We start from the raw sequence: 20,403 nt of genomic DNA, 5'->3' as shown, positions 1-20,403 counted from the left end.
AGGGCATTGGGCATTGGGCATTGGGCATAGTTTCTTCCTTCTTGCGACTTCCATCGGACTGACATCCGTTACATCCGTTACATCCGTTACATCCGTTACAGAATCCGTTGCCGAACTTCCTTCTTCCTTCTAGTTATTATCTCTCTTCTCTTCCTCTGCGTCCTCTGCGGCCTCTGCGGTTAAATCATTCCGAAACAATCGCCAACGATATAAATCCATTAAATCAATCAGGAGTAACCGAAATGGGAATGAAATGCGTCCAGTGTCAAACAGACAACATTTTGAGCGATCGTACAAGCAACTCAGGTCGCTGTAAACAGTGCAACCATCCGTTTGTCTTTGAACCCACTACCGTCACTGATAAAAAGTTGGCATTCACCGATCCCTTTTTCAAAAATGCGATCGAAAATATTTCCAGCCAAAATATGTTGTTTTTTACGCACAAACAGTTTTTGTATTTTATTGACCAAAAGCTTAAATCTCGCTCCCCAGAAATTAGTTGGATTTTTCTCTACTTCTTTTATAGCGTATTTATGGGCATTTTCGGCATTAACTGGGCTTCTGCTATTTTACCGTCACAATTCGCAGTTGTTATTCCCTTCGCTCTCTACAATTTGATTTGGATATGGCTATTGTTCCACTACAGCAAATCTCCGGATCAAGGTATTCGCGGCAGAAGAAATAATGCTAAAAACCTCCAGATTTTAGGGGGAATTATTTTAGTGCTGGGCATTTCAGGAAGCCTAATATTTGATTATTCTTCAGGATACATCGTAGCGATTACACTAGGGCTATTTTCCTACTGGCTCGGCATTTCACAAAAAAAACGCCCACAGATAACGGGTGAAATATTTCTCGTTAATCAAGCGCAGAGCGATAAATGGCTGCGAGACTGGCAAACAGTGAACGGTACATTAGAAAAACTCCTTCCTGCTGCTCGTCAAGAGGCTTTGCCCGCAACCATCGATCGCGAAGTCAGCGCCTACAGCTTCGATCGCGCAATTATCTGTGACAGTGACGAAATAGCTCAATTCCTCATTGCCAACAACGTCCATTTTGAAAACAACTGCGCGATTCTTAGTATTAGTGGCTATCCCCAAAGCATCTTCAGTACCGTGATTGAAATGCTGCGGCGCAATGCCGATTTGAAAGTTTATGCGCTGCACAATGCGAGCCCTGCTGGAGTTGGCTTGGTACATCAACTGCGAACTAATCCAAACTGGTTTGCGAATCAAGCGGTGACAATTTTTGATTTGGGAATTTCTCCCCGTCAAATCTTAGCAACCCGTGATATGTTTGTGCAGCAATCTCAAACAATGGCACAAACCGCCCGTCAATTACCCGACGCTGTAAGGCAAGGTTTAACAGCAGAAGAACTAGCATGGCTGGATGCAGGCAATTTTGTGGAATTGGAATCGTTTACGCCGCAGCGGTTGTTGCGCGTGGTGAATTATGGACTTGCTCAGAGTGGCGAACCGCAGACCAATGACGGCTTAATATTAGTGGATAATGCTGTCGGGTATGGTGGTGGCTATGTGTTTGTCTCCGATAGTTTTGGTTAGGGCGTGTTTTCAAACTTTATAAGCTGTTACGCATTTAAACAACTAACGAACCAGGTAAGGTGCGTCACCTAGAACACTTACGCTTACAAGGGAAACGCTTATGTACTGACGCACCCTACAATTGTCCTTTAAATGTCGAACAGCTTATTAGACTTATTAATAATAAGCTTAAAAAGTCTTGAAACTTAGTCTGAATAAGATTTTTAGCGCTCTTTTGTTAAAATCCTAAAAAGCTGATCTTGGTAAGGGCTTCAGCGATTTTAAAATGAGGAGCAAAAAAGCTGAGGTTAACTCGGTGAGTAAAGGTTTCAAATTTTTTAACTTCCCCCCACGGGCAGGGCGGTTTCATTCTCACGAAAATCAGGCTTTTGTAGGGGCGGTGCCCCCGTGCCCGCCCCCACCCACAGACGATTTCACAGGCGGTTCAGACATGGGGGCAACCACGGGGGGATTGCCCCTACCGAGAATGAAACCGCCCTGCCCACGGGGGGAAATTTAGTTTAAATTGTGTGAAATTTGCCTTCAACTTTCTCTCGTCTGGTTTTGTTTGTGTAGGCGCGGTTTCTAACCGCCCGGACTTGTAACCGCCTGGACTTATTTAAGTCGTATACTCCGCATTAATCTTCACGTAGTCGTAACTCAAATCGCATCCCCAAGCTTTCGCAAAACCGCTGCCATTCCCCACACTAACCTGAATTAAAACCGTATCAGCCTTCAAATATTCCCCCTCTGCAGCCGCTTTCATATAATTACTTGCAGCAGCGCGATCGAACTCTTTAGGTTGTCCGTTTTCCATCATCAAAAAATCCCCTAACTGAATCCGCAAATTCTCTTGATCGAAAGGTACACCAGCGCGCCCAGCCGCCGCCGCAATTCTCCCCCAATTCGGATCGCGTCCGAAAATAGCAGCTTTCACCAAAGAAGAACCGACAATTGTTTTGGCAATTTTACTCGCAGAAACTTCATCCAGCGCGCCACTAACTTGCACTTCTACCAAACAAGTTGCACCTTCGCCGTCACGGGCGATCGCCTTTGCTAAATGTACGCAAACTTCTGTCAGCATCGCTTCTAATTTTTCAGCATCTGCCCCCATTTCCGTAATTGCCGGTGTGCGGGATTGACCGTTGGCCAAAGCAATTAGCGAATCGTTGGTACTGGTATCGCCGTCAACAGTAATTTGATTGAAACTTCTGTTAGCCGCCCGACTCACCATTTCTTGCCATAAATGCGATGACACTGCTGCATCGCAAGTTACAAATGCCAGCATTGTTGCCATATTCGGGTGAATCATTCCCGAACCTTTGCAAATGCCGCCGATACGCACGGGTCGATCGCCAAACATGGTTTCGAGGGCGATCGTTTTCGGCACTAAATCAGTCGTACAAATAGCCTTAGCGGCCGCATCAGAACCAGTTTCCGATGCCTCAGCAACTAATCGGGGAATTCCCGCCCTCAGCGGCTCCATTTTAATCCGCTGTCCGATGACGCCAGTGGAGGCCAAAAGAATTGATTCGGGAGGAATATTCAGCGCTTCTCCCAACAATTTTGCACTTTCGAGGGCATCTGCCAAACCTTGTTCGCCAGTAGCAGCATTAGCTTGTCCCGCATTGCACAAAATTGCTTTCGCGCTGGGTTTAGCTTGCAAACGCTGGCGGCAGTAGTCCACACAAGCGGCCCGGACAGTGGAGGTTGTGAAGACTCCGGCGGCGATCGCGTCCACCTCTGACAAAATTAAACTTAAATCTGGCAAGCCTGAAGGCTTCAAGCCCGCTGTAATTCCCGATGCTCTATACCCTCGGGGTGCTGTAACTCCGCCGTCAATTTCTTTCCAGTCCGACATGATGACCTCCCTAGTAGCCTTCAATCTGCTGAAAGGGGATTATACCATTTTAGATTTTAGATTTTAGATTTTAGATTTTAGACTTCGGCGTGAGCGCTCAGTCGAACGATTTTAGATTTTAGATTTTAGATTATTTTGAACCCAATTTCCCATTCCCCATTCCCAATTCCCAATTCCCCATAAAACTAATCGCGGCTTCCAATCTAGAGTTAGAACTCAAGAAGAAGTCGCGACGGTTTTGTAATGGACATTATTAATTTTTAGCTGGCAAACAACAAACTCGATTCAACTATCTCGCCGTTGAAAAAAGGAGTTATTTGCGATCGATATTCGCTGGAGAACCAGCATCTAAACCAACTTCAGCAGCCACACGGCTCAGCATGGATTCCTGACGGTTTTTGACGACGTGTTGATGGCGCATCATCAGGTTGCGGGCTTGTTCTTGAGTTGACATAACTGATTTCTCCAAATTATAGGTAATAACTTCGTAGACAATTGTCGAAATTGAGCTGGGCCTAGCTCATAGTGGCGTTGCTGCGATCGTAACTGGCTTGAAAGCTGGGCTGCGGTTTGCCTTGAATGTGACCCCAGTAGTGCGTATCTTCCATCCCGACTTCGGTGGCGGTGCGGTTGAGCATGGATTGCTGGCGGTTCTTCACCAGTTGGTGGTGGCGCATCATCAGAGAGCGAGCTTGATTTTCAGTAGACATATGCGGTTCCTCCGTATTCTTTAGATTAATGTTGGGCTTGTTTTTTCTTCTCTTCTATCACTATAACAGACAATTCTGTATCTAAAGCTACCAAATAAAAATTGTCACAAAACTTTACAATTGGGCGATGGGGCGAGAATCTCGATCGAGGTTGCAGGGAGTGCGATCGAGCTTGGGCTCGTGGATTCAGCCCCAACCCCAAGCAGCAGTGGGCAAAATTTGACAATATTCATCTTCTAAGTGCCACATTTTGGCGGCTACCTAATTGCCAAGGGCCAAAATAACTTTATAGTTTGGTTCACAGTTATAGAGGCAGAATTTGGCCTCTCAAGAAAGTCGAATTGGCCTTAGTTAATAGTAAATTTAATAAGTAGCGAATCACAATTAGATTTACAATGATTAAGCAGCTATGCTCAAGCATAGTCAAGTTTTTTCTAGTCAACTAGATAATATATTTTGGCTAAGTGAATCGCCCTCGCCATCCTCAAAAAGCGAGCTTTGTTGATAAAAATAGATTAAGTCCCAGCAGCCTCCCACAAAAAAGAGCGATCGCCCCTAGGGATTAGTTTTTAGTAATGCACAAATTTACGTTTTTGTCCAATTAATTTAGATGCGTTTACCGTGCCGGAATATGTGATTGTTGATCCAGCAGAAACCAGGCCACGGGTGCGAGTTATGGCATTTCTCGAAGGTGATGACATTTATACAGAGGTAAATTACTTGCCTGGTGAGGAAATGGAATCTGTAGTATTTCCCAATCTGAGATTATCAGTCAATGAAATTTTAGATCCGCCATTGGTAGAAGGGTTAATTAAGGCAGAACAAGCTCAATTGCAGAAAGCTGAAAGATTGGCCGCGAGGTTGCGGGAGTTGGGCGTAGATCCTGATGCTGTGTAGGAAATTGGATAAAGTACGTGAAGTGAAGCTATCCCGCAGGGAATCGCCCTTGACGTATCTCAATCATCTAGCGGCAAATCGCGCAGGAAATAAAAGCGATCGCTTTGCCAATTTTCTCCTTTAATTCGCCCCACATAATTTGTCAAAGGAGAGGAAAGCTCAACGAGAATTTCGTGCAAGTCTTTGGGTGATAACGGTCTAAGTGCATTAGACATTGAATAAGCACCACTAACAGCCTCGACACTTGCTCGTTCAAAACCACTCTTTTCCTGATACTTTTTCAAACTATGCAGAACATCCGATCGCACTTTAATTTCTTGTTCAACTTGCTCAATATATTTAGCAACTTCATCATCAGATTGTCCCGGTTTTAAGTATTCTTTCAGTTTAAATAAGTCTACCGAGTTAGGATAGTTGCTTTGAAGTTTAACCAGTTTTTCCAGCGTTTCAGGGTTCATAATTGCCATACCGTGTAATTTGGCTGCATCCATAAGTTGAGTTGTTGGAACGCCAGGGCCAATAATCAACTTAGTTGCTTTTGCGAGGGTTTCTTTATCTTGGAGCCGTAGCGTTCCTAAATTCAGCAATTGAACTGCTGTATCATTAGGGATTTTTTTACCGGCTTTGCACTCGCCAACTAAGGGGTAAGGTTTGGAGCATAATAAATCTAAGCCGCCAGCACCACCTTTGTGAGCATAATCTATGGTAAATCCCAAAAACTCAAGGCTATCGCGCACTACAATTTCAAAGTCGGTTCCTGCTTCATAGTTGCTTTTGTTGGTATCTAGTTCTTTTGCCCGATTTCCCAAAGCTGCTATAGTCTTTATCCAAGCTAAATCCCGTTTGATTGGTTTTACAGGCTTATCGCTACTCCAACCTAGAAACATTTTGATTTCTGCCTCTAGTTGTTTGGCTTTTGGGTTGGTGGTGGATAAATGCACTAATGCACTTTGCAACTCTTCCAATTCTGGATGTTCTGGCGGCTCTAGTTTTTCCAGCTTTTGACGGCGTTTAGCAAAGATAGACTCGCTCAACACAGGCGTTGAATCAGTAACATTTAGGGATTTTGGCAAAGGTACAAAATTGCCGCTGGGATGCACTGGCATTTCCAGCGGCTGAGGTAGCAAATAAACCCGCAGGTAAGCTACAAAAATAAAAGGACGCTGCTGGAGAATTTGCTGTAATGCCTCTGTTTTCCAGATGGTTAATCGCGACAAAGCTTCTAATGATTCAGGCTCATTCACCATTTGACACAATTCGCACTTAGCCCAAGCTTTGATCGAAACTTTATCAGAATTTAACTGAGCAAGTGCCTTTTGAGCCACTGGTAAAAAATGTGATCGATAGTATTGATCGCCCGATAGCAAATCAACCGAAAGATTAGCTGGATATAAAGCAAATGTCCGCCCCGGATTCAGAAACATCCGAGGCATAGCTGCAATCATTCGTCCTTGGATTAAAGCTTCAATATCTGGAACTGGTAAAGCCAGTGCTGTTTGAAGCAAAATTGATTGGTTCATACTTAACTAAATTGGTCGCTTAGATCGCCATCATCTGTATCATCACTGCTGGTAGGGTTGAAAATATCATCTAAAAGTTGGAGTTCATCTTCATCATCAACCACAGGCATTTGATTCGACGGATCGCTCAAAATTTCTCGCAGTAAAAGATTGTCAAAAGTGAGCTTTTTCTGAGATATGAAATCAAAAACGTCGTCTTCGGTTAAATTATACTCTGTGCATTTTTCATAAACAGCACGGAGAGCAAATAACGGTTTTATTTGGTCTTCAATCAAGTACACCAACTCACCGCCTTTTTCTACTGATACCAGTTGTTCTAGTAGCTTGTATGCTGGAGAGTTTTTGCTCATTTTCTCTATTTTTGATTGGGAACGGACTAAACAACCGCGAGTCAAATCAAATTTTTGATAATCTATTAAGCGTCTTAATCCAGCAACTAAGTCAGATTGAGAAGTTTGAATGACTGAAACACCAATCTTTATCTTTTTTCCATTCTCGACACCAATTATCTTGAAATTAATCCAACCTGCATTTTGTAATTTTGGTTTAACCTCTGTCATAATGTTATTTATTTTTACATTATCCACAGTCTCCTCTATCAGGGTGGCAAAACCAAAGCAAATAGCATTAGCAATTGTGAAACTATCCTTCATATCCTCTCGGATGTCTTCCTCAAGTTCCTTGGTAAAAGCAAGATCAAACCGTTCAGCAGGATCTTCTGGAAGTTCAGGCGTTGGAGGCATAAAAACTTTAAAATTCTCGGCACACCATCTCAAAGCTTCGCGTACAGTTGGCTTAACTCTGCCATATTCTCTCAGTTGACTTTCCTCAAATGGGTATACCGGATGAGGAGGATTTAAATTTCTGACATCATAAAAATCTTGCAACCATAGTTTGACTAAATCAACTAAATAATCACCATTCAACTGGTTTAAATCGATGGGTTTTCGCTGCGTGTATGTTGAAATTCGATCGGGTATACTACCAGGCATCAGATTAACTATTGGCCAAGTATCGGGTGCCATTACTGTGATAATAACTAAACCTTGACTGAGTTCTGATTGTTCGAGAGTATCGTACAAACGCTTAACTAGAGTGGCAATTACCTGCGGTGTTGGTAATCCATCACTGCTACACCAATCTCGATTTACATCTATTTCATCAAAACAAATGATGATAGGACGGTAGTAACTCACCAAATTTAAAATCTTCTGGACATTGTTAAGAGATTCTACTTCTCTATCCTGATTAGTCTTGCCGGAATTAGTCGGCAATCCTAGTTCCTCAGCTTTAGCTTTATCTAACTCTTCACCCGACAACCATTTGATAGCAAAAGGTGTTTCAGTTTCTGATAATGTCCACAAAACAGCTCGAAGAATATAAGGGTCTACATTTGATCTTGTCTTAAGAAATTGCTTAGTTAGGGCTTTCATGTAATTTTTATTTTTAGTAGCCCAACTAGCACATGCTTGATCAAATTGATCGAGTAGTTTTTGAGGAGAAAGATTTGGTGTAGCAGGATTAATAGCTTTGAAACATTCGTTAGCCATTGCTGCTGCTATTTCCTGGCATTGCATGACACCTTGGCTACTTATTCGACTTAAACTGTTAACTAAAGTTTGCTGAAATTGGTAGTTGATAAAGTTCAAGTCTGTGTAATTATTAACACTCGCATAAACGAATAAAGCATTACCATTGCTTTCTAGCCTCTGGCGAGTACGATTCAAAATGTGGCTTTTACCCACTCCCATTGAAGCAGTTAATACCAGTGAAGTCACCTTTTCTTGACTAGATTGACTTGTCTTTACTTTTTCAACTGCCTGAAAAATTGCATCGGAAGCATGAGCATTTAGAGTAGGAAGATCGGGGAACCCTTTCCCCCAAATATCTTGCTCTTTGACAATGCCAGCTTTGCTAAATGGATTGTGATTTTGAATTGCAGCATTCAGGGCTTCTATCGGGGAAACTGGTATATTGTTCATGGTTATCGGGTGTGAGGTAACGAACTACAAAAAGATTGAGAACAATTTTATGGATTTAAGCGCTTGGCGTAGTAACGCAATGTACCACCAGGAATGATGATGGAGTCTTCACGTTTATCTGGGGTGATGTCTGGGGTTTCCCCTGCCATTAGCTGGAAAATATCATTAGCCTGCATTTCCAACAGCCACTCATTGAACTGAGATCGCCCTACCCTTTCCCCGATCGCCCGACGCATCCGATAAATCGGCACTAAATCGTCTAAGTTATAATCCCGGTTCAAGGTGTCATACACATCGATCGCCACAGCCTTAAAATCGTCATAGGATGCGATCGTCCCTACATCCGCCTTCCCTTTCTCAACCGCAACACTCGCCGCACCATCCTGATGCCGAATCCACTTCAACAAAGAATTTCCCAACCGAGTACCGATTTGAGAACCATCAAACTCAAACAAAGAATCCTTACTTTTGAGCCCCTGCGCTAAAACTTCTTTCCCCTTCGCCGTCAATTCCACCAGCGTCACCCGATTTACCAGCGAATACTCGATCGCCCCAGTCGCCTGCAACTCACCGAGCACTCCCACATATCTCTGACTCGTCTCATTAGTCCGCACAATCCGCTTAGTCAACTCCCCCTTTTTCACCTTCATCTTCCCGCCGCTCAAATCCCACAAATTCAGCAGTACCCGAACTTTAGCCTTCGCATCCCACACCGCTTGCTCTTCCGGTGTCAAAGTTTGAGGCACCGCGATTTCATCTTTCTCCGACATATCTATACCTTTAAATACTTGTTTTTACTCTCAAATTTTACCAGAAACCTTGCTGGGAAACATTTAAACTTTTCCGCAAAATCCCTAGCGACGCTGGACACAACTTATGCAAATTTCATTTAAAAATAATTCGGATTGACTAAAATGCGATCCTTTGATAAAATAGCGAATCAAACGAGCGATCGAACTTCAACTTCTCTGCACCAAATGCGATAAAACACTCTGAAGCACAGCCCGCTTTCCTCTAGCAACCTCAACAAATCTAGCGATCCCAACCTTAGTAAACCACCTACAACCCAGCTTAACTGCGACTTTAGTTCAATGCTGGATTCAGCCTTTAGAAAGACGAATTCAACCTAAACATCTTGTTACATTGCAATGGCAATCAAAACATTGAACAACATTTTACCCATGAAAACTATTCCCGACCAAATTTCCGACATCAAAGAAAAACTTCCCGACCTTACTCCCACCCCTCCTGGTTTAAAAGCTCAAGCATCTAGCCACGACCTCAAAGCCCGTTTAGATTGGGGCGAACCCGGACTCACAATCATCGACGCCCGTGACTTTGAAAGCTTCACCAAAAGCCACATTACCGGCGCCGCAATGATGCCAATGGACGAATTAGTAGAGCGCGCACAATCGAGTTTAGAACCCATCCGCGACATCTACATCTACGGCGAAAACGACCAACAAACCGCCGAAGCTGCCAATCTTCTCCGCGCAGCAGGCTTTCAAAAAGTAGCCGAACTAAAAGGCGGAATTCCTGCTTGGAAAGCCATTGACGGCCCCATGGACGGCGCTGTCGAACACGATACTCCCGGCCCCGACGCCTACAACGTTTTCTCTCGCTTGCAACACCACGCCGAAGCGCAGAAAGTCAACAAATAACCTCAGATTGGCGGCAGGATTCGCCCATAAAATCTGACACTTAATAAACCCGGTATCGCAAAAGTTACCGGGTTTTTCTATCAGAACTTATACCAAATTCGTCTTAAATTTTCTTAGTCCGCCTGGGCGAAACCAGCGCTGAGGCGGACTTCGTTTGTCTAGTAGCGGTTTCAACCGCCGACTCTTAACTTCCTCCCATCCAAAAATGCCTTAACTTCCCCAAACATGAGGCGGTTTGCATCAAAAGTAATCCGTTTAACAGCTTCCTCAAAAGAAAGCCAAGCAGAATTTTGAACTTCCTCCTCTTGCAAAACAACTTCCATCGAATTGACAAAACCTAAAAAATAAGTCACCGTCTTTTCAATCGGCTCCCCATCCTTAACAAAAGAATAGTGTTCCGTAAAACTAGGCTCATCCAGCATTTCAAAATCCGATATACCAGTTTCCTCCAGAAATTCCCGCCTAGCCGTTTCCGCAGGAGATTCCCCCGGATTCGCGTGACCTTTCGGAAAAGCCCAATGTCCCGCTTGATGTTGAATCAACAAAAACAAAGCATCAGCTTCCTTGCCAAAAATCGGCACAATCCCAAAACATTCATCTTTCATTTTCCTGATATTTCCTATTAATTATCGTGTTCTTAGAGTCCGCGAAGGCGGACTTTGTTTGTGTAGACGCGATTTCCAATCGCCGGGAATTTATGGTTTCAACTAAAATTCCCACCCTAACCGAGTCTGCTGTTCATAAACCCGCTTCAAAGTATTAACATCCCTCGCTGAAATAGGCGGAGGATTTCTCACCTGAGAAAAATAAAGCACATCAGTTTCCATCAAACTGTGACCCCAAATTCCCAAAGCGTGACCCAACTCGTGCCGCGCCGTCGCCGGAATATACTTCCCCACTTGATTCGGATTCAAATAAACCGAAAACCGATGAGATAACACCGTTTTATCCCCATCCCGACGGGCGTATAACTTATAGGTAGCCTCTCCAGAGCGCGATCGCAACACCCCTTGACGCAAAGGCGGAGCCCGACGTAAAATCCTAATATCAGCCACCTCAGAACTATCCACCACTTCCAGAGGCAAATAAACCCCCCATTCCCGCACCACATCCAACACAGCCCCCACCCATTCTTCAGACCTATTAGCATCAACGGGACGCTCAACATAAACCTGAATCGGAAACTTTGACCACAACAAATGACCGAAATTCGGTGGCTTAACCTGGTCAAAATAATCACCGCTATCCGTGGAATCTTGCCAATTCGCCAGCGTTGGCGGCAAAGGATGAACCTGTGGATTCGGAAAACTATTCGGGAGAGAAGAAACAGTCGCCGCCGGAGTATTAACCTGAGTAAAAATTATCAGGCTAAAACAACATAAAGCCAATCCCAAACCAGCCAGCAATCGAGGTTTTACTGTAACTTTCCACAACCGCATTTTGCAACCGCAGATAGACGAAAATAGACGAAAATAAACGCAGATGAACTTGATATTATCTGCGTCTATCTGCGTTCATCTGCGGTTAAAAATCCGAATCTTATAACTTAGGCGTTAACCAACCAGCACTCAAAATCACAGTCAAACCCATAAAAACAATAGACAGACCCCAAGTAATCCGGTTCAGACTCGTTTCTGCACTCTTGGCGCTGGTAAACAATTGAGCTTGCCCGCCAATCCCTCCAATACCATCACCTTTAGGACTGTGCAGCAACACAAAAATCACAAGTCCTAAAGCAGACAAAGACCAGATAACTTGTAACACAGAAACAATATCCATAATCGGGGGTAATTGGTAATTAGTAATCGGTAATTTATTATGATATCAAATTTGGTCGATCGCCCGCAATTTATGCAGGGACACTCCAAGAGCCCAAGGCGTGTCAACTTAACGTCAAACCCGCAGTCCGGCAGGGAATGAATTCCCTGCCTCAAAGCGAAAGTCCTCTTAAGAGGACTGAAAAGAAGAATTTTTGGTACTGCTGAATCCAAGTATGATTTTGCCTGATGGGGTAATTCTAAGTGCTTACGCTGTCAGCAGTGGGGCAACCACGGGGGGATTGCCCCTACAAATTTCCTACCCCAATTCAGAAACGCCGAATTTTTAAACTCATTAGTCCTCTTGAGAGGACTTTCGCTATTAGACAGGGAATTCATTCCCTGGCGGACTACCGGATGGGCGGGAGGACTGGGCGGATGACAGCTTAAGTTGACACCAATGCACGGCGCCTTTGTCCCTAATCCTGCGTCCCTACTACAATCGGACTCGCACCGGAGTGCGATTGGCACGAACTTCAAACTCAGCCGATCGAATCATAGAACGTCCCGTCATCTCCGGGGGCTGAGGCAACCTCAACAGCTCCAGAATCGTGGGCGCAATATCCGCCAAACAACCATCAGTCCTCAGAGGAACATCCGTTCCGTGACCCGGAATCTTCAGACCTTCACCTTCTACCAGAATAAACGGCACGGGGTTAGTAGTGTGAGCCGTCCAGGGATTCCCGTCATCGTCAAACATCTGCTCAGCATTTCCGTGGTCAGCAATAATAATTGCCGTACCTCCAGCTTTACTAATGGCGCTTACCAGCCGCCCCAAACATTTATCCACAGTTTCGATCGCAATTATCGTCGCATCCATCATCCCCGTATGACCAACCATATCCGGGTTAGCGTAGTTAATCACCATCAACGAATAGATGCCTTTTTCCAAAGCCGTCACCACCCCATCCGTCACCATATCCGCCGACATCTGGGGCGCCTCATCGTAAGTCCCCACCATCGGGCTCTGCACCAACTCCCGGTGTTCCCCGATAAAAGGCTCTTCCAGACCCCCATTAAAAAAATAAGTCACATGAGCGTACTTTTCAGTTTCCGCCGTCCGCAACTGCTGCAAACCGTGCTTAGAAATCACCTCGCCCAGAATATTGTTCAAATTCTGCGGTTCAAAAGCCACCATTACCGACGACAACTTCGGGTCGTACTGAGTAAAACTCGCAAACGCCAGCGGCTCAATTAACGGCCGTTCAAACCCCTTAAAATCGGGAGATACAAAAGCCTGAGTCAATTCTCTAGCCCTGTCCGGGCGAAAATTAAAGAAAATTACTCCATCCCCGGATGCCACCGCCCCCGGAGAAATCCGAGTCGGAACTGCAAACTCGTCAGTCACTCCTTCAGAATAGGAGGTCTGCAACACATCCACAGCCGATCGACCATCAGGAGCACCCTCAGTCGTCATCACCTCGTAAGCGCGCTGCACCCGATCCCAGCGCTTGTCCCTGTCCATCGCGTAGTAGCGACCGCTAATAGTCGCAATCCGACCGACCCCGACCTCTGCGATATAACTTTCAATCTTTCCTAGAGCTTCGACACCTTCTTTCGGAGTAGTATCACGGCCGTCTGTAATCGCGTGAATGCAAACCTCAGAAATTCCCTGTGCCTTTGCTAATTGCAGCAAACCCTTAATATGACTGAGATGGGAATGAACCCCACCTTCTGAACAAAGACCAGTCAGGTGCAACTTGCCGCCCGTGGCGCGGACTTTCTCGCAAAGCTCAACCAGCGCCCGGTTGTCGAGCAAAGAACCATCTTCCACGGCATCCGAGATCCGCACCAACTCTTGAGGAACCACGCGGCCCGCGCCCAGATTCAAGTGACCAACCTCTGAGTTACCCATTTGCCCGTCTGGCAGCCCTACCGCCCGGCCCGATGTTTTAATCAGAGTTCTGGGATAAGCGGCCCAGAGACTGTCCATCACGGGTGTTTTCGCAGCGGCGATCGCATTTCCGTCTTGTTCTTCACGATAACCCCAGCCGTCTAGAATAATCAGCACTACAGGAGATACAGACGCTTGTGCCATGTGAATACCTTATTTACAATAATTAATTTCTCGATCGTCATGATTTCCGATTTGGCGGAACATCTGCCGCTAATCAGTTTACATATTTTCTAGGCTCCGGCTGAACAATGCCAACCAAAATTCCCTCAGCCACAGCATTTTGGGAACTTATTTCGACCGGCTTGGCGAATTGTTTAATTGATTGCCTTCGCTTGTACTGTGAATCGTTGTCGCAGACTGTTACCGATCTCACCAACAGCAGCCGTGCTTTTGTGGCCGGATTTCACGGATAGTTTAACCGTCGATGGCTCTTGAAACACTAAGAACAATACCACACTTGGTTGCATTTTGCTACCGCCTCAACCAATAATTTTAAAAGCCTTGACCGGGCTGCGAATAACTTTATAGCAAACGAGTTGAGCAAAAATCGCTTGCCTACTCTGCTCACTTTCAGCGAACATAAAATTCTACAACATCTTTTTTAATTTTGACATCGTAATTGCCAAAGAAATCGTGACCGAGCAGACCTATTGGCATTTGTTTGGCGATCGCCACTTCGACATTTTGGATCACAGCACCCCCAACCCGGATCGATCGCACTACGCCGATCGGGAACTCGACAACGCTACCGTCAGCGATCCCCGCTCTCACGGTACGCACCGGCCTCACTCCCAGTGCAGTAGCCATCTGCTGAGAAATCAAAGTGCCGCTGGCCCCGGTATCGAGAATCATCTCAAAAGTCTTGTTGCCGTTAAATACCACATCAATCACCGGCGTCCCGCCAGCGCGACGCTTGATTTTAGCTTGAAATACCTGTGGATTCCCCGGTGGCTTCGCCCGTTGATTTGCAGGCGGTTTGGCACCAGGATTTGACGGGTTCCAAAACTGAGAGTACAATGGGCCAGTTGTCAATCCCGATCCCGTGATAGTGTGATTCCCTACCCTTCGGGAACCCCTGCGGGGAACGGGATAGCTGCGCCGCGCGTGCTGCTGGGAACTCACATCGGGCACCAATGTCATCACCTGGGTTTCTGGCTGATGTGAATCAGAATGCACCTCGCCCCCCACCGCTCCCACACCCACCAAAACAGTCGCAAAAACAAAGCCCGATCGCCAAATCCGCTTGAGAATCACTTTTGCCATTATCTTAAATACCTTAATTGCTTCAATATTTCCCACAACGACCGCCATTGATATCCTAACTTGCTCCACAAAACCCAGCGGCCGAAGAGTCCGATCTGATCGTGAGGAAAACTTGGCAATTTTCAAGCGATCACATAACATCGAAACACAGATAAACTGATAAACGGCAACAGGCTGTAATTGCAGAGCCTTGTTGGATATCTTGAAATTAAGCATTTGGGGGCGATCGGCAATGTACAAACTTTTATATTTTGCGACTATAGGACTACTAGCTTTCTCGATCGCAGGCTGCGGTGGCGAGGGCAGCAACACAGCCAGCCCCAGCCCCAGTCCCAGTGCAGCCTCTCCGTCTCCGGCAGCCTCTGCCAGCCCCACCCCAGCAACTCAGACTTTCCAGTCTCCAATCGTAGCCGCCCAACCTCCAGGGTTAATTCGATCGACCAACCCAGACGAACGAGCGAGACAGGCTCAAACAGGCATCGGCGACAACAAAAACAGGAATCCAACGCTTCCGCTTCAGCCGGTGCCCCAAGGCCCTGTGACACCCAATCCTTCTCAGTTAGACCCCTTTGGGCCGCTGCCACCGATCGCAGTTCAAAACCTTCCCGGAGTTGGCGATGTCCCCGGTGGAGTCCCAGCAGGGCCGATGACAGCCAATCCGTTGCCCAAACTGCCGCAGCGACAGGTGGCGATGATACCTAAACTGCCAGAACTATCCCGACCAGTCCAAATTGGAGGAACTAAGCTCAGAGGCCCGGCCGCTCCCCAAATCAATCTCAGCCCGACAGCAAGAAACGTTGTCAGCGAATTCAGGACGCTTCAGGCTCTGCTGGATGACACCACACAAAACTCTGAGTACGGTACTGATGTGCGTACATTAGTCGAGACTATTTACGGAAGAGAAGGACAAAAGAATTCAACCAGACGAGAGTTACTCCTAACTAACCGACCATTCTTCAGAAGAATAGAAAAGGCCCTAGGTGAATATGTGACAGCCTCCAACTTGTGGGATATTTACGGAGAAAAATCGCCTCCTGATGCTCTCCGGTGTTCCATCGTGCCGGAAATTGCCGAGGCAATTGAGGTATATCGACCGCCGACAGTAAGAAGGGGGGAACTGTCCTGCGTGACGCGAATCGATTTGCTGCAAGCAGTTTGGCGGCAGGGCAAGAACAGACTTGATGCAGCCCTCCGCGATCAAGACTATAACGCGCGAACAATCGCAAAAGCGCCTCTTCTGCCAGTTCTATCCGCAACCCCGACAAATCGTCAGCCAGCAGGTGAGAGGGCCCTGGGTCGGGAATTAGCTTCGTTGCCAGAAGTGCCTGGGCTAAGCCCCCCGCCATTAGGGCGCCGCCCAGCGGGATCTCCGTTAATAGCGGGCCCCGGAGATCCTTCTCTGCCGGGAGGCGAAGGCGCGCAAGTTGGCTCCCCGCGACAAGTTCCGGGACTCAATGCGCCTCAATTGGGCAGTCGCCCTGGACAGCCTGGTTTCCCAGGAGGCGATGGAGCGCAAATTGGCTCGCCGCGCCAAGTTCCCGGGATCGATACCCCCCCGGGTCGTGGCCCCGGAGCTCCTGATCTGCCCGGAGGCGATGGATCACAAATTGGCTCGCCACGCCAAGTCCCGGGACTCGATACGCCTCAAGTGGGCGGTCGCCCAATTTCAACACCAACTACCGGTAGGAATCCGCGCCGTCCCGCACCCCCGCGCCCGCCCCAGCCAATTGCAGCTAGACCCATAGGAGTGCCGGATCTGCCGGAACTGCCAGTAGACAAGCGCCCGACCCAGTGGAGAGACCCCAATCCCCCACCTCCTCCGCAGATCCCAGTAGTTCCTGCACCACCGCCACCGCCTTCTACTGACCTCGCTACAGGCACTGAAGTCAGCGGGGTGGTAAAAGTTGGGAACGAGACGCAAGTGATTGTCAAAGTACCGAATGAACCAACCAGTCGCTATGTCAAAGTCGGCCAGCGGTTGTCTAACGGGCAAGTGTTGGTGAAGCGGGTGGATATCAAGCCCGGAGCCGATCCGATCGTGATTCTGGAGGAAAACGGCGTTGAGGTAGCCAAAGGTGTTGGCGAAAAACCTGCAAGTCGCCAACAACAACCCGCCAATGCAGTTATTAGCCGTCGGCCAAATCCGAATAGCTCAGCGCGACGCTGAAAATAGACAGCAAAGTATGAAAAATGCTAAGGGCAAAAACTCTAATTTTTGCCTTTTTGCATTTATGGCTGATATCGAATCTGAAGGTAAAATTAATATAGAGTGAGTTAGTCGCTTCTGGGAAGAAACATTAGGGATTTAAAAATAGAAGACTTTTCAGCGAGTCTTAGCTTCTATAAAATCCCTATTAGTAATGGAAGTCAAAGGAGATTTCTCATGCTCGGTTCAATTCAAAAATTAGGGATGGTGATATTAGTTGCTTCTTGTATCGGAAGCGCCACTAATCTCTTGAAACCCCAGCCATCAATGGCTCAACCAACACCACAGCCAACACCAGAGGCAAAACCAGAAGAAGGAAAACGCCCTCCCTTCTGCCAAGGAAACCCTCCGACGGGGAGAGTGAAATGCAATTACGAGGGAGGCGATAACTACGAGGGAAACTTCGTTAACGGCCTCCCCGACGGCAGTGGAGTCTACGTCTACGCTAATGGCGATCGGTACGAAGGACAATTTCGGAATGGAGTGCCAAATGGTAGAGGGACATTCATTTTTAAAGATGATGCCCGCTACACAGGCGTGTTCCAAGACGGCACAATGAGATCTGGGACGGTGGTTTTCCCCAACGGCGAGCGCTACGTGGGAGACTTCGCAGTCGTCAGGAACGTTCAGACTGATGTTATTAGCAGCCAACCAGCAGGGCGAGGTCAATTTTTTTACTCCAATGGCGATCGCTATGAAGGACAATTCTTTGCAGGTTCCCCCTTTGGCCCAGGGGTATTAGTACGCAAAGACGGCACTCGCTGTTCTGGCAGGTTTTTTAATCAAGAACTAGACGCTAGTGTCACCTGCACTTTCCCCAACGGTACGCGCTATGAAGGAGAATTGCGAAAGGGAGTGCCTCACGGTGTCGGAACGATGATCGATGCTAGCGGCAGGCGCTTTCCGGGGGTATTTCGCAACGGCAAACCCGGAGTTTCCTAAAGGATAAATTGAGGTTTTCAGGCCACTTTTGACCAGAAATCGGACAAAAGACAAATGACGAAGGAAAATAATATCCAGAAGCGTATAGGAGAGACTTAGTTAATGATTTCCCGTTTTAAAACCAGTGGAATCGCTCTATTAGTTACATCAGTGTTGGGAATTGGTAGTTACGCGACTTATCCCTTGCCATCAATGGCGCAAGGAACAGGAGCTAAAACTGGTCGCTGCGTGCCAGCTATCCCTACAGGTAGAGTTAGGTGCGATTACGACGATGGCGATAGCTACATCGGACAGTTCGTTAACGGTTTGCCCAGTGGCACGGGGGTATACGTATATGCCAACGGCGATCGCTATGAGGGGCAGTTCCGTCTCGGTCAGCCAAACGGTCGAGGACAATTTATATTTAACGACGACGCCCGCGTCGAGGGCATATTCCGAGATGGCAAAGTTAGTTCCGGGACAGCTATTTTTACTAATGGCGATCGCTATATAGGGCCGTTTTCTCTGGATTGGAAGGTGGGTACGCCGACTGGACAGGGGCAATTCATTTTTGCTAACGGCGATCGCTTTGTCGGCCAATTTTTAGGGGGCAAGCCTTTAGGTGCGGGGGTGTTCACCCGCGCGGACGGTACCCGGTGTTCGGGACAGTTCTTTAATGAAGATCTCGATGCTAGGGGTAGCTGCGCGTTTTCTAACGGTATCCGCTATCAGGGAGAGTTCCGCAAGGGATTGCCTCACGGCAAAGGCACAATTATCGATACCAGTGGCCGACGGTTTCCGGGAGTGTTCCGCGACGGCCAGCGGCTCGAACGATAAACTGGGAATAAGTGCGATCTATTAGTAAGGGCAGGTTGAGGGCTAATAATTTTTGCACAAAACCTGCCCTTGCTAGGTTTTAAAGTCAAAACTATTGATAATTTATGACCGGCTTTTTCTCAACCGAATTGCTAATGTTAAATATCCACTTAATGGAGTTAATGGAGGCGTTTTAATATGACAACTACTGCTTCGGCTTCCGGCCGCACCGGCCAGTTTCCCTTCGACTTTGCCCCGCAGCGGACTCAAGATGCTGATTTGTTGCGACAACTCAATTTTGTGCCCGGCTTGAAGGAAATATTGGCTTTGCGCCAAGTTCATGCTTTAGAACACGCTACGGTGTGGGTACTAAGCCAATCGCTTGGTGCGACGACAGCAAGAACCGATAATGAGTTATTGGGCGGGATGTCCACAGACCAAGGGTTTTATCTTTATGGCCACGTTAACATTGCACAGTTGCGTCAGGCAGTGCGCGAGGCTTTGCAGCGGATTGCAAGCGGAGAGTGGGATTTAGCTGTACATCCCCGCTGTGGCACGAATTTGTCGGTGGCAATGCTGCTAACGGCAGGACTTGCTGTTGGCATCAATTTAGCCCTGCCTCGCGGGCCCATTCTGCAACTTTTAGGTTTGGGTGCAGCAGCGGCGGCGGCGGCTCAGTTAGCCCCTGATGTGGGCTCTCTGGCTCAGCGGTACGTCACCACTGCTATTCCGTTTAATTTGAGTGTTGTTGATATTACTGTAAGTCACGACTTCTGGGGACGCGAAGCTCATTTTGTGCGGGTGCGTTGGGTTGAATAGTTGCACAGTATCAAGCCCACCTCAAACAACAGAACACCCCGATCCCCGACTTTTTTAAGAATTCGGGGATCTGACAGAAAGCTCCTAAATGCGATCGGGATCTACTCCTAATTCTCGCAACCTCACCGCTAATCTTTCAGCCCGTTGGCCCTGCTCATCAGCCCGTTGGCGCTCCACCGCAGCTTGCTGCTCAAGTTCCTGGAACCGAGCTTGTTCTGCTTTAATCAACCCTTCAACTAATGGCGGAGACAATATTTCATTCACTGATAATGTCAGATTAGGAAATACTACAGACACCATTTGTTGCCCCGGCACAAAATCCGTCTGGGTATAGATGTCTTCACCTTCAGGAAAGGCTAAAACTCGCACCAATTCTTTGTGAGGTGTAGGGTCAACAATTACATATTCAGGTACGTTATACCATTTTTTTAAAGATGTGATAGAGATAAAGCCTGTAAAATCCAGGACCATCCGGTGAGAAATCCAATGACG

Annotated in this window: 19 protein-coding genes and 1 pseudogene; 8 read left to right on the top strand and 12 right to left on the bottom strand. The window is 46.9% G+C overall.

The window, feature by feature from the left end; all coding sequences use genetic code 11:
- Positions 1–242: 242 nt before the first annotated feature.
- On the top strand, positions 243–1,562 hold the full coding sequence (locus QUB06_RS25050; protein ID WP_333437585.1) for a hypothetical protein: 1,320 nt from the start codon (positions 243–245) through the stop codon (positions 1,560–1,562).
- A 598-nt stretch (positions 1,563–2,160) separates the two neighbouring features.
- On the opposite strand, the gene argJ is transcribed toward QUB06_RS25050, so the two are convergent.
- The 3 genes from argJ to QUB06_RS25035 all read right to left on the bottom strand — a co-directional run bounded on the left by argJ (position 2,161) and on the right by QUB06_RS25035 (position 4,112).
- Entirely contained in the window at positions 2,161–3,402 is a 1,242-nt protein-coding gene (gene argJ, locus QUB06_RS25045) for a bifunctional ornithine acetyltransferase/N-acetylglutamate synthase (RefSeq protein WP_333242249.1), read from the bottom strand.
- 313 nt (positions 3,403–3,715) lie between these two features.
- The gene (locus QUB06_RS25040; RefSeq protein WP_333035219.1) at positions 3,716–3,856 is read right to left on the bottom strand and encodes a hypothetical protein; all 141 of its coding nucleotides are present in this window, start codon (positions 3,854–3,856) and stop codon (positions 3,716–3,718) included.
- 61 nt (positions 3,857–3,917) lie between these two features.
- Positions 3,918–4,112, bottom strand: a complete 195-nt coding sequence (locus tag QUB06_RS25035; RefSeq protein ID WP_006631905.1) for a hypothetical protein — start codon at positions 4,110–4,112, stop codon at positions 3,918–3,920.
- A gap of 621 nt (positions 4,113–4,733) precedes the next feature.
- Between QUB06_RS25035 and QUB06_RS25030 the strand changes: the two genes are divergently transcribed.
- A complete protein-coding gene (locus tag QUB06_RS25030; RefSeq protein ID WP_333437584.1) occupies positions 4,734–5,009 on the top strand; it encodes a Uma2 family endonuclease in 276 nt (91 codons plus the stop codon).
- A 59-nt stretch (positions 5,010–5,068) separates the two neighbouring features.
- Here QUB06_RS25030 and QUB06_RS25025 read toward each other — a convergent pair whose 3' ends face one another.
- The 3 genes from QUB06_RS25025 to QUB06_RS25015 are packed head-to-tail and all read right to left on the bottom strand — an operon-like array spanning position 5,069 to position 9,281.
- Positions 5,069–6,529, bottom strand: a complete 1,461-nt coding sequence (locus QUB06_RS25025; protein ID WP_333437583.1) for a DUF1802 family protein — start codon at positions 6,527–6,529, stop codon at positions 5,069–5,071.
- Positions 6,530–6,531: 2 nt separating this feature from the next.
- Positions 6,532–8,511 (bottom strand): ATP-binding protein, encoded by a 1,980-nt coding sequence (locus QUB06_RS25020; protein WP_333437582.1) that lies wholly within the window; start codon positions 8,509–8,511, stop codon positions 6,532–6,534.
- A gap of 47 nt (positions 8,512–8,558) precedes the next feature.
- On the bottom strand, positions 8,559–9,281 hold the full coding sequence (locus tag QUB06_RS25015) for a hypothetical protein (RefSeq protein ID WP_333437581.1): 723 nt from the start codon (positions 9,279–9,281) through the stop codon (positions 8,559–8,561).
- A 378-nt stretch (positions 9,282–9,659) separates the two neighbouring features.
- Here QUB06_RS25015 and QUB06_RS25010 point away from each other — a divergent pair, with 378 nt between their 5' ends.
- Entirely contained in the window at positions 9,660–10,172 is a 513-nt protein-coding gene (locus QUB06_RS25010; protein WP_333437580.1) for a rhodanese-like domain-containing protein, read from the top strand.
- A gap of 170 nt (positions 10,173–10,342) precedes the next feature.
- On the opposite strand, the gene QUB06_RS25005 is transcribed toward QUB06_RS25010, so the two are convergent.
- The 4 genes from QUB06_RS25005 to gpmI form a co-directional block, all read right to left on the bottom strand.
- Positions 10,343–10,777 carry an NUDIX domain-containing protein gene (locus QUB06_RS25005; protein ID WP_333437579.1) on the bottom strand — a complete coding sequence of 145 codons (435 nt, stop codon included), beginning with the start codon at positions 10,775–10,777 and terminating at the stop codon, positions 10,343–10,345.
- Between the two features lie 102 nt (positions 10,778–10,879).
- On the bottom strand, positions 10,880–11,611 hold the full coding sequence (locus QUB06_RS25000; protein WP_333437578.1) for a peptidase: 732 nt from the start codon (positions 11,609–11,611) through the stop codon (positions 10,880–10,882).
- 100 nt (positions 11,612–11,711) lie between these two features.
- Positions 11,712–11,951 carry a preprotein translocase subunit SecG gene (gene secG, locus QUB06_RS24995; RefSeq protein WP_333103648.1) on the bottom strand — a complete coding sequence of 80 codons (240 nt, stop codon included), beginning with the start codon at positions 11,949–11,951 and terminating at the stop codon, positions 11,712–11,714.
- 474 nt (positions 11,952–12,425) lie between these two features.
- On the bottom strand, positions 12,426–14,027 hold the full coding sequence (gene gpmI, locus QUB06_RS24990) for a 2,3-bisphosphoglycerate-independent phosphoglycerate mutase (RefSeq protein ID WP_333437577.1): 1,602 nt from the start codon (positions 14,025–14,027) through the stop codon (positions 12,426–12,428).
- A 107-nt stretch (positions 14,028–14,134) separates the two neighbouring features.
- Between gpmI and QUB06_RS24985 the strand changes: the two genes are divergently transcribed.
- Complete coding sequence (locus QUB06_RS24985; protein ID WP_333437576.1) at positions 14,135–14,299, top strand: hypothetical protein; 165 nt, start codon at positions 14,135–14,137, stop codon at positions 14,297–14,299.
- Positions 14,300–14,456: 157 nt separating this feature from the next.
- Here the strand turns inward: QUB06_RS24985 and QUB06_RS24980 are convergent, their stop codons facing one another.
- A complete protein-coding gene (locus tag QUB06_RS24980; RefSeq protein ID WP_333437575.1) occupies positions 14,457–15,197 on the bottom strand; it encodes a retropepsin-like aspartic protease in 741 nt (246 codons plus the stop codon).
- A 184-nt stretch (positions 15,198–15,381) separates the two neighbouring features.
- Between QUB06_RS24980 and QUB06_RS24975 the strand changes: the two genes are divergently transcribed.
- The 4 genes from QUB06_RS24975 to QUB06_RS24960 all read left to right on the top strand — a co-directional run bounded on the left by QUB06_RS24975 (position 15,382) and on the right by QUB06_RS24960 (position 19,911).
- On the top strand, positions 15,382–17,316 hold the full coding sequence (locus tag QUB06_RS24975; RefSeq protein ID WP_333437574.1) for a hypothetical protein: 1,935 nt from the start codon (positions 15,382–15,384) through the stop codon (positions 17,314–17,316).
- Positions 17,317–17,532: 216 nt separating this feature from the next.
- A complete protein-coding gene (locus QUB06_RS24970) occupies positions 17,533–18,297 on the top strand; it encodes an MORN motif-containing protein (protein WP_333437573.1) in 765 nt (254 codons plus the stop codon).
- A gap of 102 nt (positions 18,298–18,399) precedes the next feature.
- A complete protein-coding gene (locus QUB06_RS24965; protein ID WP_333437572.1) occupies positions 18,400–19,113 on the top strand; it encodes an MORN motif-containing protein in 714 nt (237 codons plus the stop codon).
- 177 nt (positions 19,114–19,290) lie between these two features.
- The gene (locus tag QUB06_RS24960; protein ID WP_333437571.1) at positions 19,291–19,911 is read left to right on the top strand and encodes a DUF6391 domain-containing protein; all 621 of its coding nucleotides are present in this window, start codon (positions 19,291–19,293) and stop codon (positions 19,909–19,911) included.
- 84 nt (positions 19,912–19,995) lie between these two features.
- Here QUB06_RS24960 and QUB06_RS24955 read toward each other — a convergent pair.
- Positions 19,996–20,403 (bottom strand): annotated as a pseudogene (locus QUB06_RS24955) (Uma2 family endonuclease); the annotation flags it as partial.

Source organism: Microcoleus sp. D2_18a_D3 (genome assembly GCF_036702455.1).
Taxonomy (GTDB): domain Bacteria; phylum Cyanobacteriota; class Cyanobacteriia; order Cyanobacteriales; family Microcoleaceae; genus Microcoleus.
The sequence above is the reverse complement of the archived record's forward strand: the minus strand, read 5'-3'. Positions and strand labels throughout refer to the sequence as shown.